At 73.3% G+C, this 12,531-nt stretch carries 9 protein-coding genes, 2 pseudogenes and 1 riboswitch; of the genes and pseudogenes, 7 read left to right on the top strand and 4 right to left on the bottom strand.

Going from position 1 to position 12,531, the window contains the following annotated elements; translation table 11 throughout:
- Together LQ51_RS23340 and LQ51_RS23345 are read right to left on the bottom strand one after the other, a co-directional pair.
- Positions 1–1,092 (bottom strand): annotated as a pseudogene (locus LQ51_RS23340) (hypothetical protein); the annotation flags it as partial.
- 111 nt (positions 1,093–1,203) lie between these two features.
- Positions 1,204–2,733 carry a C40 family peptidase gene (locus LQ51_RS23345; RefSeq protein ID WP_046569128.1) on the bottom strand — a complete coding sequence of 510 codons (1,530 nt, stop codon included), beginning with the start codon at positions 2,731–2,733 and terminating at the stop codon, positions 1,204–1,206.
- A 242-nt stretch (positions 2,734–2,975) separates the two neighbouring features.
- Here LQ51_RS23345 and mqnE point away from each other — a divergent pair, with 242 nt between their 5' ends.
- The 3 genes from mqnE to LQ51_RS23360 are packed head-to-tail and all read left to right on the top strand — an operon-like array spanning position 2,976 to position 4,893.
- Positions 2,976–4,145 (top strand): aminofutalosine synthase MqnE, encoded by a 1,170-nt coding sequence (gene mqnE, locus LQ51_RS23350; RefSeq protein WP_046569130.1) that lies wholly within the window; start codon positions 2,976–2,978, stop codon positions 4,143–4,145.
- A 10-nt stretch (positions 4,146–4,155) separates the two neighbouring features.
- A complete protein-coding gene (locus tag LQ51_RS23355; protein WP_046569132.1) occupies positions 4,156–4,584 on the top strand; it encodes a hypothetical protein in 429 nt (142 codons plus the stop codon).
- A gap of 27 nt (positions 4,585–4,611) precedes the next feature.
- Positions 4,612–4,893 carry a DUF4229 domain-containing protein gene (locus LQ51_RS23360; RefSeq protein ID WP_046569134.1) on the top strand — a complete coding sequence of 94 codons (282 nt, stop codon included), beginning with the start codon at positions 4,612–4,614 and terminating at the stop codon, positions 4,891–4,893.
- Between the two features lie 166 nt (positions 4,894–5,059).
- Here the strand turns inward: LQ51_RS23360 and LQ51_RS23365 are convergent, their stop codons facing one another.
- Positions 5,060–6,400 carry a C39 family peptidase gene (locus LQ51_RS23365; protein WP_046569136.1) on the bottom strand — a complete coding sequence of 447 codons (1,341 nt, stop codon included), beginning with the start codon at positions 6,398–6,400 and terminating at the stop codon, positions 5,060–5,062.
- Positions 6,401–6,429: 29 nt separating this feature from the next.
- Entirely contained in the window at positions 6,430–7,767 is a 1,338-nt protein-coding gene (locus LQ51_RS23370) for a C39 family peptidase (RefSeq protein WP_046569139.1), read from the bottom strand.
- Positions 7,768–7,970: 203 nt separating this feature from the next.
- Here LQ51_RS23370 and LQ51_RS23380 point away from each other — a divergent pair.
- The 4 genes and pseudogenes from LQ51_RS23380 to LQ51_RS23395 form a co-directional block, all read left to right on the top strand.
- Positions 7,971–9,281, top strand: a pseudogene (locus LQ51_RS23380) (M14 family metallopeptidase); the annotation flags it as partial.
- Between the two features lie 117 nt (positions 9,282–9,398).
- A riboswitch (cobalamin riboswitch) is annotated at positions 9,399–9,491 on the top strand.
- Between the two features lie 111 nt (positions 9,492–9,602).
- Positions 9,603–10,538: an ABC transporter substrate-binding protein gene (locus LQ51_RS23385; protein WP_046569150.1), complete on the top strand. Its 936-nt coding sequence runs from the start codon at positions 9,603–9,605 to the stop codon at positions 10,536–10,538.
- A gap of 158 nt (positions 10,539–10,696) precedes the next feature.
- Positions 10,697–11,728, top strand: a complete 1,032-nt coding sequence (locus LQ51_RS23390) for a FecCD family ABC transporter permease (RefSeq protein ID WP_197087889.1) — start codon at positions 10,697–10,699, stop codon at positions 11,726–11,728.
- Positions 11,725–12,504: an ABC transporter ATP-binding protein gene (locus LQ51_RS23395; protein ID WP_046569155.1), complete on the top strand. Its 780-nt coding sequence runs from the start codon at positions 11,725–11,727 to the stop codon at positions 12,502–12,504. Before LQ51_RS23390 ends, LQ51_RS23395 begins: the two co-directional genes overlap by 4 nt.
- The last annotated feature ends 27 nt before the right edge of the window (positions 12,505–12,531 follow it).

The following is a 12,531-nucleotide window of genomic DNA, read 5'->3' on the forward strand; positions in this document are numbered from 1 at the left end:
CGCCGGCTCGGGCTCCGGGCCCGACGGCTCGGGCGGCTGGGCCGGCTCCGGTGGCTGGGCCGGCTCGGGCGGTTCCGGGTTCACCGGGCCGGCGCGGTAGACGGTGGCGGCGGACGGTGCCACCCCGGCGGCGGCGATCTCGTCCGGGGAGACCCGGTTCAGGCCGGGCACGGCGGCGCTGGCCCGTGCCTGCCCCGTCTCGGGTCGCGGATGAGGCGGCGCGGGCGACGGCATCCGGGCGGACCCGGCGACAAGCGGGGCGCCGGATGCGCCGGCCGGGGCGGCCGCCGGCGGGGTGCCGGTCGGGCCGCCCGGTGCGGGCGACCGATCGGCGGCGGCGAAGGCGGACCAGGTCGAGGGTGGCACGGTGGCGCCCGGCCGACGCCGGTCCAGCGGGGCGGGCGGCGCCGCCGGCGCCGCCATCCGCTCCCTGACCTCGCTGACCTCGGCCGGAGCGTCCGCCGGCCGCGCCGCCGGGTCGGGTGTCCCGACGTCCTCGGCCGGAGCCGTCCTCGGCGTGGCGGGGCCCGCGGTCTCGTCCGGCGCGCCGGACGTGGCGGCGACCTCGGCCGCCTCGTTGCTCGACGCGACCTGATCCCGGGCGGGATCTGCCGCGCCGCTCGGCTCGTCGGGCTTGGTGGCGGGATCCGCCGGGTCGCCCGCCGGGCCGGGCCCGGCGGCGGCTTCGGCCGGCTCGCTACTCGGCGTGGCCCGATCCTCGGCGGTGCCCGCCGCCGCGCTCGGTGTGTCGGACTCGTCGGCGGGGTCGGCAGGAGCGGTGGCTTCGGCCGGGGTTCCCGGACCGACCGGGGTCGTCGCCCGGGCGTCCGGCGGGGCAGGTCGGGCGTCGAGCTGGCTGCCGGCCGGCCCGACGCTGCCCGCCCGGTACGTGCCGGCGCTGGCCTGTCTCGGCACCGGCCGCTCCTCGTGGGACGGTGCCAGGAGGGCGCCGGCGACGCTCACCCGGGCCCGGGCCACCACGGGCCTGGCCTGCGTGGCGCGGCCGTCACCGCCGGGTGCCGCCAGCCGGTCGGCGGGGGCAGGCTCGGATCCGGGGTGGACCGTCTCCGCCGGAACCTCGCGCTCGCCCATGCTCGCCCCTTCACGCCCGCCCTCGCCCCGGACCGTGGCGCCGGCCGGGAGTGCCTGGAACTCACCGTGCCACATTCCGGCCCGGCAGCACAGTCGGAGTGGACGGTTGGGTCAGCTCGCGGCGGCCGAGCTGCTCTCCACCGCGCTGGTCGACGGGGCGGCGGTGCTCGCGGACCCGGTCGGCTCGGTGCTCGTCTCGTCGGTCGGCGTCTCGGACGGTTCCGGCGTCGGCGAGGAGGTGGTCGGGTCCGGACGCGGGACCGTCGGCCTGGGCGTCGGCCTGGTCGTCGGCCGGGTGGGCGGTGTCGGCGTCGGGGAGGGCGTGCCGGTGGGCTTCGGCGTGCCGGTCGGCTTCGGCGTGCCGGTCTGGGTCGGCTTCGGCGTGGTCGGCGCCGGCGGGCGGGTGGCCGGGGCGGGCACCGCGCCGATCACCCGGGTGGCCGCGTAGAGGCTGCTCCAGCGGACCACGGAGATCTTGACGACGTCCCCGGTGCGCGGTGCCTCGACCATCTTGCCGTTGCCGATGTACATGGCGACGTGGTGGATGCTCGTCCAGCTGCTGCCCGAGGCGAAGAAGAGCAGGTCACCGGGGAGGAGAGCGTTCGGGCTCACGGTCCGGGACCGGGTGGCGTAGTACTGGTCGCGGGAGACCCGGGGCAGGCCTCGGTAGCCGGCCGCCCGGTAGGACGCCAGCACCAGGCCGGAGCAGTCGAACCGGTCCGGCCCCTCGGCCGCCCAGAGGTAGGGGTCGCCGAGTTGGGCGAGGGCGTAGCGGACCGCGTCCAACGCCTTCGGGTCGGCGGCCAGCCCGCTGATGCTCTGGTTGGCGACGTACGAGCCGCCGATTTGCTGCTCGGCGGCGTCCCGGCGGCGCTCGAGGTCGAGCAGCAGCGCCGCGTTGTCGGTGCGCAGCTTGACCAGCGCGGCTTCCTGCCGGTGCAGGTCCGCCTCGACCCGGACGTACTCGGCGGCCTTGTCGGTGGTGCGCTGCTGGGCCGCGTCGTACGCCTGCTGGGCGATGTTCGCGGCGGCGGTGGCCCGGGCCACCTCGCCGGCGACCGCCGTGGTCGCCCCGTCCGCCTTGTCGCCCCGGGTGATCTGCTGGAGGACGGTGAGGTCGCGCAGGTCCGCGCCGAATTCGCCGGGCGGGACCGCGGCGGCGGCCTTCACCGCGTCGGCCGCGGCGCTCTTCGCCCGCTCCTGTGCCTGGGCGAGGGCGTCCTGGGCCTGCCGCAGGTTGGTGGTGGCGGTGGCGAGCTGGGCCTGTGCCTCGCCGCGCTCGGCCTTGAGTCTGAGCAGGGTGTCGCCGAGCTGGGCGACCAGCGCGTCGGCCTGGTTGATCTGGGCGATCAGCGGGCCGTCACCCGGGTTGGCGCCCACCGGCGTGGTGCCGGGCGCGCCCGGCAGGCCGGGCGGGACGCCGGGGAGGGCGGGGACCGAACCGGGGAGCCGCAGGCCGGCGACCGGTGGCCGGGCGCCGGTGGAGGGGATCTTGTCCGGGGTGGGGTCGGCCCACGCCGGTGTGGCCATGGCGGCGGCCGCCACCATGCCGAGCAGGGCGGCCCAGAGCTTCGGCCGGAGCACCGGAGAGATCACCGGGCCCCCGCGTCGCTGTCGTCGGACCCGCTTGCTGTCGCCCATTCCGCTCCCCGTCCGGTCTGGCGCCTGCCGCGCTCTGGTGTGCGCGGTGGACCGGGACGTTCTCGGTGTGTGTTCCGCCCCACCCTGTCTTACCTCACGGGGCGAGGGTTGTCGATGCGCGGAGGGTAACGAGCGGCTGAGAGTCCGGTGAAGTAGGTCCCCGGGGTCGACCGGGCCGCCGGTTCGTCGGAGCGCCGACGTAGGCTCGACCGGGACCGCAGGTGGAAGGGACGTGGCTTTCGATGGACGCCGGACTCAAGCGCGAGCTTGAAGCGAAGGTCTACGCGGGGGAGCGGCTGAGCCGCGCGGACGGGATCGCCCTCTACTCCAGCGACGACCTGGCCTGGCTCGGGCGGCTGGCCCATCACAAGCGCACCGAGCTGAACGGTGACCGGGTGATGTTCAACGTCAACCGGCACCTCAACCTGACGAACGTCTGCTCCGCCTCGTGCGCGTACTGCTCGTTCCAGCGCAAGCCGGGCGAGAAGGACGCCTACACGATGCGGATCGACGAGGCGGTCCGCAAGGCCAAGGAGATGGAGGACGAGCAGCTCACCGAGCTGCACATCGTCAACGGCCTGCACCCGACGCTGCCCTGGCGCTACTACCCGAAGGTGCTGCGCGAGCTGAAGGCGGCGTTGCCGAAGGTCAACCTGAAGGCGTTCACCGCCACCGAGGTGCAGTGGTTCGAGAAGATCAGCGGCCTCGGCGCGGACGAGATCCTCGACGAGCTGATGGACGCCGGTCTGGAGTCGCTGACCGGCGGCGGCGCGGAGATCTTCGACTGGGAGATCCGGCAGCACATCGTCGACCACGCCTGCCACTGGGAGGACTGGTCGCGGATCCACCGGCTGGCCCACGCCAAGGGCATGAAGACGCCGTCGACCATGCTCTACGGCCACATCGAGGAGCCCCGGCACCGGGTCGACCACGTGCTGCGGCTGCGCGAGTTGCAGGACGAGACGGGCGGGTTCCAGGTCTTCATCCCGCTGCGCTACCAGCACGACTTCGTCGACTCCGCGGACGGCAAGATCCGTAACCGGATCCAGGCCCGGACCACGATGGCCTCGCCGGCCGAGTCGCTGAAGACCTTCGCGGTCTCCCGGCTGCTCTTCGACAACGTCCCGCACGTGAAGTGCTTCTGGGTGATGCACGGCCTCTCGGTGGCCCAGCTCTCGCTGAACTTCGGCGTGGACGACCTGGACGGTTCGGTCGTGGAATACAAGATCACGCACGATGCCGACGCGTACGGCACGCCGAACACCATGCACCGGGACGACCTGCTGCACCTGATCTGGGACGCCGGCTTCCGCCCCGTCGAGCGGAACACCCGCTACGAGACCGTCCGCGAGTACGACGCGGCCCCGTCGCTGGCCGAGCGCCGCGCCGAGCCGCAGCAGGTCTGGGCCTGACCGGGTGCCGATGAGCACCGACGAGCAGCCGCGCGGCTTTCCCCGACGGGACGCTGAGGGACGCATCGCCACCCTCGGTGACCTGCTCGGGGTGAGCCTCGCCGGCCTGGTGATCGGGGCGCTGGCGCTGGTGCTCTTCGAGTGGGCGTTCGCCACCATGGGGGCCGGCGGTTTCGGGCGGACCAACGGCTGGCTGGCGGTGATCCTGCCGGTCTGGCTCTTCTGGGACGACTTCCGGGCCTGGGATTTCGGCGCCGCCCGGGTGTTCGCCGCGCTGGCCGGTGTCGTGCTGGGCGTCCTCGCGGGGCTGCTCGCGGCCGGGCTGGCCGCCGACCTGCCCCCGCTGCTGTCCGGCGCGCTCGCCGCGGCGGCGTTCACCGTGGTCTACGCGGTCGTCTGGTTTCCTGGGGTCCACTGGCTGGCTCGGCGTACGGGCTGAGCCGGCAACGGAGAACGGAGTACGCACGTGAGCGCGGCGGTCAAGTACACGCTGGGCCGGATCGGGCTGTTCGTCGGCGTGCTGGCGGCCCTGTGGCTCGTCGAGATGAACATGTTTCTGCGGCTGATGCTGGCGCTGGTCTTCTCGGCCGCGCTCTCCTTCTTCCTGCTGCGCGGCTGGCGGGACGAGATGGCCGGGGAGATGGCGGAGGCGTCGGAGCGGCGGCGGGCCGAGAAGGAACGGCTGCGTTCGGCGCTGGCCGGCGACGACCGGCCGGCCGACGGCGAGCCGGAGGACCGGCGGGGCTGACCCGACGGGCCCGGCCGCTGCGCCGCCGCTGGCGGCGGCGTCCCGGCGGGCGGGCAGGATCGCGGTGGGCGGGCAGGATCGCGGTGGGCGGGCAGGACCGTGGTGGGCGGGCAGGACCGCGGCGGGCCCGGCGCCACCCCGTCGGGGCGGCGCCGGGCCCGTCCGGTCACCAGTTGGTGGAGCCCGGTACGACCGGCCAGGGCTTGTTCGCGGGCTTGATCAGGTACGCGATGCCGCCCGAGCCGCCGGCCACCGTGCCGTTGGCCCGGTAGCGCTTGGTCCGCAGCCAGATCTGCTCGAACTGGGACCGCTTGTAGACGTTGCGCACCACCTCGTCGGAGGAGGAGGCGGGGTCGTTGACGATCACGTCGCCCTCGGCGGTGAAGCCGACGATCACGAACAGGTGCCCGGAGGTGCCGTAGTTCGCTCCGTCCAGCTCGCTGGCGAGGAAGGACTGCGAGGTGACCACCGGGATGCCGGCCTTGATGAAGCGTTCCACCTCGTCCAGCGAGTGCATCCGGGTGACCCGCGCGTCCAGGCCGGGGAAGCTGGCCGCGTACGCGGTGTTGAACGGCCAGTTGCCGGCGCCCTCGTACTCGTAGTCGTAGGTCATCCGGGCGGCGTGGTCGACGGTCGGGTCGGCGTAGCTGGGGTCGACCCAGGCGATGTCCTCGGCGGAGGGCTTCCGGCCCCAGTACTCCACCACCATCTCGGTGGAGGTGGGCGAGCACCAGGCCTCGCCGCCGCCGTCGTACTCGGGGTACTCGCCGATGTGGATGTTCTGCGAGTAGCGCGGCACCGGCAGTTCGGTGCCCCAGGCGATGCCGCCCTTGCTCGGGGTGACGGTGAACCGGTCCGGCACGTTCGAGCTCATCGCGCCGAGCATCCACACCCGCGGCGAGGCGGTCTGCCCCGGCGCCCGGTAGAGGGTGAGCCGCAGCTGGTAGGAGCGGAGCAGCACGCCGGCCTCGGCGTCGTCGATGGAGAAGGTGTCGGTCCAGATGGTCGACCAGGGGTCACCCTGGCCGTCCAGGGTGGACCGCTTGATGTCCTGGTCGCCGGAGGCCCAGCGGCCCATCACGTACCAGGGGGTCTGGGTTCCGGTGTTGTAGGTGCCGTGCAGTTCGACCTGGATCCAGGTGCCGGCCGGGGTGGCGGCGTTCCACGAGGCCACCAGCTCGGTGGCGTCGAAGCCGATCTGCCGTTCGGGTGAGGTCCAGGTGGCGTACTCCCAGGTGCGGGTGGTGCCGGTGTGCTCGTCGGTGAACTCGGTGGTGCCGGCCGGCCGGTCGATGGTGATGCCGGTGCGGTGCCCCGGGATGGCGCGCGTGCCCTGGTGGGTGCCGCCGCGCCAGTCGGGGTGCTTCGACCACTCCTGGAAGGTGATCTGCTCGTCGTGCGCGGCGACGGGCAGGTTGTTGTCGGCGTGGGCGGGGACCGCCACACCGAGGAGGGTGAGCGCGGCGGCCCCGACGAGGGCGACCGCGCGCAGGGCTGGTCTGACCATGTGAACTCCGCAGGTTGGGTAGGGGTGGGTCACCAGTTGGTGGACCCGGCCACGGCGGGCCAGGCCACGTTCGTCGGCTTGATCAGGTAGACGACGCCGCCGGAGCCGCTGCCGGTGCCGCCGTTGGCGGTGGTGCGCCTGGTGCGCAGCCAGATCTGCTCGAACTGGTCGCGGTGGTAGACGTGCCGGACGGCGGCGTCGTTGGGCGAGGCGGGGTCGTTGGCGATCACGTCGCCGGTGGTGGTGAAGCCGACCACCACCATGAGGTGCCCGGCGGTGCCGTAGCCGGCCCCGTCCAGCTCGCTGGCGAGGAAGGACTGGCTCGTCACCACGGGGATGCCGGCGGCGATGAAGTGCTCCACCTCGTCGAGCGAGTGCAGCCGGGTCACCTTCGCCTCGAGCCCCGGGTAGGTGGCCGCGTACGCGGTGTTGAACGGCCAGTTGCCGGTGCCGTCGTACTGCCAGTCGTAGGCCATCCGGGCCGCGTGGTCGACGGTCGGGTCGAGGTAGGTCGGGTTCACCCACGACGTGTCGGCCGCCGACGGTTTGCGGCCCCAGTACTCGACGACCATCTCGGTGGAGGTGGGCGAGCACCAGGCCTCGCCGCCGCCGCCGTACTCGGGGTACTGGCCGGCGTGGATGTTCTGGGAGTAGCGGGGTACGGCCAGTTCGGTGCCCCAGGCGATGTGCCCGGCGCTGGGTGCGACCGTGTACCGGTCCGGCACGGTGGAGCTCATCGCGCCGAGGGAGCGCAGCACGGGCGTGCCGGTCGATGCCGGGTCCCGGTAGAGGGTGGCCCGGAGCTGGTACGCCCGCAGCAGCACTCCGGCGGCCGGGTTGTTGATGGCGAGGGTGTCGGTCCACACGCTGGAGGTCTTGTCACCCTGCTTGTCGACGCTGGTCCGCTTGATGTCGCCGTCTCCGGCGGCCCAGCGGCCCAGCACGTACCAGGGGGTCCGGGTGCCGGTGGTGTAGCTGCCCTGGACCTCGATCTGGAGCCAGGTGCCGGCGGGGGTGTCGGCGTTCCACGAGGCGACCAGCTCGGTGGCGCCGAAGCCGACCTGGGTGAGCGGCGAGGTCCAGGTCCCGTACGCCCAGTTGCGCCGGATGCCGGTGTGCGGGTCCCGGTACGCGACGGTGCCGACCGGGGCGGTCAGGGTGAGGCCGGCGCTGGTGCCGGTGGTGCCGGCGGCGGTCCCGGCCGACCAGCCGGTCCCGGACCAGCCCTGCCAGGTGATCTGTTCGTCGTGGGTGACGGTGGTGATTCCGCCGGCCGGCTTGCCGGCGGCGGGCGGTGTGGTGGTGCCGAGGAGGGCGAGCGCGGTGCCGCCGGCGACGGCGACCGCGCGCAGGGATGTCCGGGCCATGGCAGCTCCCACAGGTGAGCGGCATCGTTGCCGTTCACTGTCGCTCCTGGAGGGAACTTTCGCCAGAGGTCAACGCATGGAAAATCTTTGCCGGCGTGACGATCCGGTCGGGATGGACCAACACAGTGATGGATATTGATATGACCATGTGACTCCTGGTGAGGTGGGCGAAACGGGATCCCCGTACCCCGAGGAGGTTGTCCATGGCCCTCCGCACGTCCCCACTCCGCCGCCGGCTGGCCCTCGCCGCCGCCGTCGGCCTCACCCTCGTCACCGCCCTCGGCACGCCGGCCGCCGCCCGGCCCGCCCCGGACCCGTCCGACGCACCGGCCGCCGCCAGCTACCGGGTGCTCGGGCCCCGGACGGTCGCCGACCGGAGCGCCGTCGCCCGGACCGGCGCGGCGATCGACTACTCCGAACACGGCGTGCTGCACGTCACGGCGACCAGCGCCGAGGCCGCCGCGATCACCCGGCTCGGCTTCCGGCTGGAGCGGGAGGCCACCCCGGCCGCGGCGGCCGGCGCCGTCGCGTACGCCTTCCCGTCCGCCGACTCGAACTACCACGATTACGCCGAGCTGACCGCGGTGGTGAACAAGGTCGTCGCCGACCACCCCGCCATCGCCCGCAAGCTCAGCATCGGCACGTCCTACCAGGGCCGGGACCTGATGGCCGTGAAGATCTCCGACAACGTCGGCACCGACGAGAACGAGCCGGAGATCCTCTTCAACGCCCAGCAGCACGCCCGCGAGCACCTGACCGTCGAGATGGCCATCTACCTGCTCAACCTCTTCACCGACAGCTACGGCACCGACTCCCGGATCACCAACATCGTCAACTCCCGGGAGATCTGGATCGTGCCGACGGTCAACCCCGACGGCAGCGAGTACGACATCGCCACCGGCTCCTACCGGTCCTGGCGCAAGAACCGGCAGCCCAACAGCGGCTCCACTGCGGTCGGCACCGACCTGAACCGCAACTGGGGCTACCAGTGGGGCTGCTGCGGCGGCTCGTCCAGCTCGAAGTCGTCGGAGACCTACCGCGGCCCGTCCGCCTTCTCCGCCCCCGAGACGGCGGCGCTGCGCAACTTCGTCAACAGCCGGGTGGTCGGCGGGGTGCAGCAGCTCAAAGCCAACATCGACTTCCACACCTACTCGCAACTGGTGCTCTGGCCGTACGGCTACACGTACAGCAACACCGCCACCGGGATGACCGCCGACCAGTACAACACCTTCGCCACCATCGGCCGGCAGTTGGCGTCCAGCAACGGCTACACGCCGGAGCAGTCCAGCGACCTCTACATCGCCGACGGCACCAGCATCGACTGGATGTGGGGCACCCACAAGATCTGGGCCTACACCTTCGAGATGTACCCCGGGTCGTCCTCCGGCGGCGGTTTCTACCCGCCCGACGAGGTGATCCCCGCGCAGACCTCCCGCAACAAGGAGGCCGTCCTGCTGCTGTCCGAGTACGCCGACTGCCCGTACCGGGCGATCGGCAAGCAGAGCACGTACTGCTGACCCGCCGCACCGGGGGCCCCGGTCCCACCCCCTGCCGGGGCCCCCACCCCCCTGCCCGTCCGGACGGTCTCCGCCGGAGGTGCGCTACCGTGGCACCGACCAGTCCGCAGCGAAGCCGGTGGGAAACCGGCGCTGTCCCGCAACTGTGATGCCCCGCACGCGGCGTCGGCCTCCGGCCGACGCCGAACCGCGTGGGGATGAGCCAGGTCGCCTGCGGCAGGTCGCGATACGCGCTCTCGAGGAAGGGCGCCTCGCGGACGGGCGCCCCCGGCGTTCCTGTCGGCGAAGCACCACGCTCCTCGACCGACAGGAGGACCGATGTCCAGACGTACCCCCCGGCTCTTCGCCGCCGCGCTCGCGGCCGGCGCGCTGCTCCTCGGCGGCTGCGCCGAGCAGGCCTCGACCGACACCCCCGCCGCCGGCGGCTCGACGGCCGCCGCCTTCCCGGTCACCGTCGGCAAGGTGACCCTGGAGAAGCGCCCCGAGAAGATCGTCTCGCTCTCGCCCACCGCGACCGAGATGCTCTTCGCCATCGGCGCCGGCAAGCAGGTCACCGCCGTGGACGACCAGTCGAACTACCCGCCCGAGGCGCCCAAGACCGACCTCTCCGGCTACCAGCCGAACGCCGAGGCCATCGCCGGCCGCAACCCCGACCTGGTGGTGCTCGCCAACGACACCAACAAGATCGTCGACCAGCTCACCAGGCTGAAGATCCCGGTGCTGCTCAGCCCGGCCGCGACCACCCTGGATGACACGTACCAGGAGCTCAGCGACCTGGGGAAGCTCACCGGCCACCAGGCCGAGGCGGACGCCCTCACCACGAAGATGAAGGACGACATCGCGTCCCTCACCAAGGACCTGCCGAAGCGGACCACGAAGCTCACCTACTACCACGAGCTGGGCCCGGAACTGTACAGCGTCACCAGCAAGACCTTCCTCGGCTCGATCTACGCCCTCGTCGGGCTGGAGAACATCGCCGACCCGGCGGACGCCGACGGCAAGAAGGGCGGCTACCCGCAGCTCTCCCAGGAGGTCATCGTCAAGGCGAACCCCGACTTCGTCTTCCTGGCCGACACCAAGTGCTGCCAGCAGAACCCGGACACCGTCAAGGCCCGCAGCGGCTGGGCCGGCATCACGGCGGTCAAGCAGAACCAGATCATCGCCCTCGACGACGACATCGCCTCGCGCTGGGGTCCGCGCGTGGTCGACCTGGTCCGGGCGATCGTGGACGCCACCGCCAAGGTCCCGGCCTGACGGTGACCGTGCGAGAAGCGGAACCCGCCGACCGGCCGGCCGGGACGCCCGACGCGTCCCGGCCGCCCGGCCCGCCCGACCCGGGTCCGGGCCGGGCCGCTTCCGGCCGCGGCACCCGGCCCGCGACCGGCGCCGGTACGCCGGCCCGGCCGGCCCGGCTGCGCAAGCGCTGGCTGGCCGCCGCCATCGCCGCCGTGCTGGTCGCCCTGGTCGCCGGGGTGTCCCTCGGCCCGGTCAGCCTGCCGCCCGGCAGCGTCGCGGCCGAACTGCTCAACCTGCTGCCCGGGGTGCACCTGACGAGCGGACTCACCGAGCGGGAGGTCGCCATCGTCACCGAGCTGCGCCTGCCGCGGGTCGTGCTCGGCCTGCTCGTCGGCGGGCTCCTCGCCCTGGCGGGCGGCTGCTACCAGGGCGTCTTCCGCAACCCGCTGGCCGACCCGTACCTGCTCGGGGTGGCGGCCGGCGCCGGGCTCGCGGTGACCGCGGTCATCGCGCTGGGCGCCGGCGCCGGCGGGGCGATCACCGGGCTGCCGGTCACCATCCCGCTGGCCGCGTTCGTCGGCTCGCTCGCCGCGGTCGCCATGACGTACGGGCTCGGGGCGGCGGGCGGCCGGAGCCGGTCACCGGCCACGCTGATCCTGGCCGGGGTGGCGGTCTCCGCGTTCCTCTCCGCCGGGCAGACGTACCTGCTGCAACGGCACTCCGACAGCATCCAGCAGGTCTACTCCTGGCTGCTCGGCCGGCTGGCCACCGCCGGCTGGCACGACGTCCTGCTGGTGCTGCCCTACTTCCTGCTCACCGCCGTGGTGGTGCTGCTGCACCGCCGCGAGCTGGACGTGCTCTCGGTCGGCGACGACGAGGCGACCAGCCTCGGGCTGCACCCGCAGCGCTCCCGCTACCTGCTGATCGCCGCCGCCTCGCTCGGCACCGCCGCCGCGGTCTCCGCATCCGGCCTGATCGGCTTCGTGGGCATCATCGTGCCGCACACCGTCCGGCTGCTCGCCGGGGCCAGCTACCGGGTGATCCTGCCGCTGTCGATGCTCTTCGGCGGGGCGTTCCTGGCGCTGACCGATGTGGTCGCCCGGACCGTGGCGGCGCCGGCGGAGATCCCGATCGGCGTGGTCACCGCGCTGCTCGGCGGACCGTTCTTCGTCCTGGTCCTGCGCACCTCCCGGCGGGTGTTCACGTGAGCCCGCCCGCCGTCGAGCTCCGGGACCTGCGGGTCGAGCTGGGCGGGGCGTCGATCCTGGCCGGCGTGGACCTGACCGTCGCGGTGGGCGAGTGGGTCACCGTGATCGGCCCGAACGGCGCCGGCAAGTCGACCCTGCTGCGCGCCGTCGGCGGCCTGCTGGCCCCGGCCGGCGCGGTCAACCTCTTCGGTACGCCGATCAACTCCTTCCGCCGCCGGGACCGGGCCCGGGTGGTGGCCACCGTGGCGCAGTCCCCGGTGGTGCCGGCCGGCATGTCGGTCTTCGACTACGTGCTGCTGGGGCGGACCCCGTACATCCCGGCGCTGGGCCGGGAGTCCGCCGCCGACCTGGTCGCCGTGCGCGAGGTCGTGGACCGGCTCGACCTCGGCGCGTTCGCCCACCGGGAACTGGCCACCCTCTCCGGCGGCGAGCGGCAGCGGGTCTTCCTGGCCCGGGCGCTGGCCCAGGGGGCCACCCTGCTGCTGCTCGACGAGCCGACCAGCGCGCTGGACATCGGGCACCAGCAGGAGGTGCTCGAACTGGTCGACCAGCTCCGCCGCGCGCACCGGCTGACCGTGCTCGCCACCATGCACGACCTCTCCGTCGCCGGCGAGTACGCCGACCGGATGGTGCTGCTCGCCGACGGGCGGGTGGTCGCCACCGGGCCGCCGCAGGAGGTGCTCACCGAGGAGCTGCTCGGCACCCACTACCGCGCCCACGTCCGGGTCATCCCGGGCGAACACGGCCCGCTGGTGGTCCCGGTCCGCCCGGGGTGACCGTCGGGGCCCTGCTGCTGGCGGAAG

The organism is Micromonospora sp. HK10 (genome assembly GCF_000982955.1).
Classification (GTDB): domain Bacteria; phylum Actinomycetota; class Actinomycetes; order Mycobacteriales; family Micromonosporaceae; genus Micromonospora.

Excerpts from the sequence above, each read along its gene's own strand:
- LQ51_RS23345 (WP_046569128.1), bottom strand. The coding sequence starts at position 2,733 with ATGGGCGACAGCAAGCGGGTCCGACGACAGCGACGCGGGGGCCCGGTG.
- mqnE (WP_046569130.1), top strand. The coding sequence starts at position 2,976 with ATGGACGCCGGACTCAAGCGCGAGCTTGAAGCGAAGGTCTACGCGGGG.
- LQ51_RS23355 (WP_046569132.1), top strand. The coding sequence starts at position 4,156 with ATGAGCACCGACGAGCAGCCGCGCGGCTTTCCCCGACGGGACGCTGAG.
- LQ51_RS23365 (WP_046569136.1), bottom strand. The coding sequence starts at position 6,400 with ATGGTCAGACCAGCCCTGCGCGCGGTCGCCCTCGTCGGGGCCGCCGCG.
- LQ51_RS23370 (WP_046569139.1), bottom strand. The coding sequence starts at position 7,767 with ATGGCCCGGACATCCCTGCGCGCGGTCGCCGTCGCCGGCGGCACCGCG.
- LQ51_RS23385 (WP_046569150.1), top strand. The coding sequence starts at position 9,603 with ATGTCCAGACGTACCCCCCGGCTCTTCGCCGCCGCGCTCGCGGCCGGC.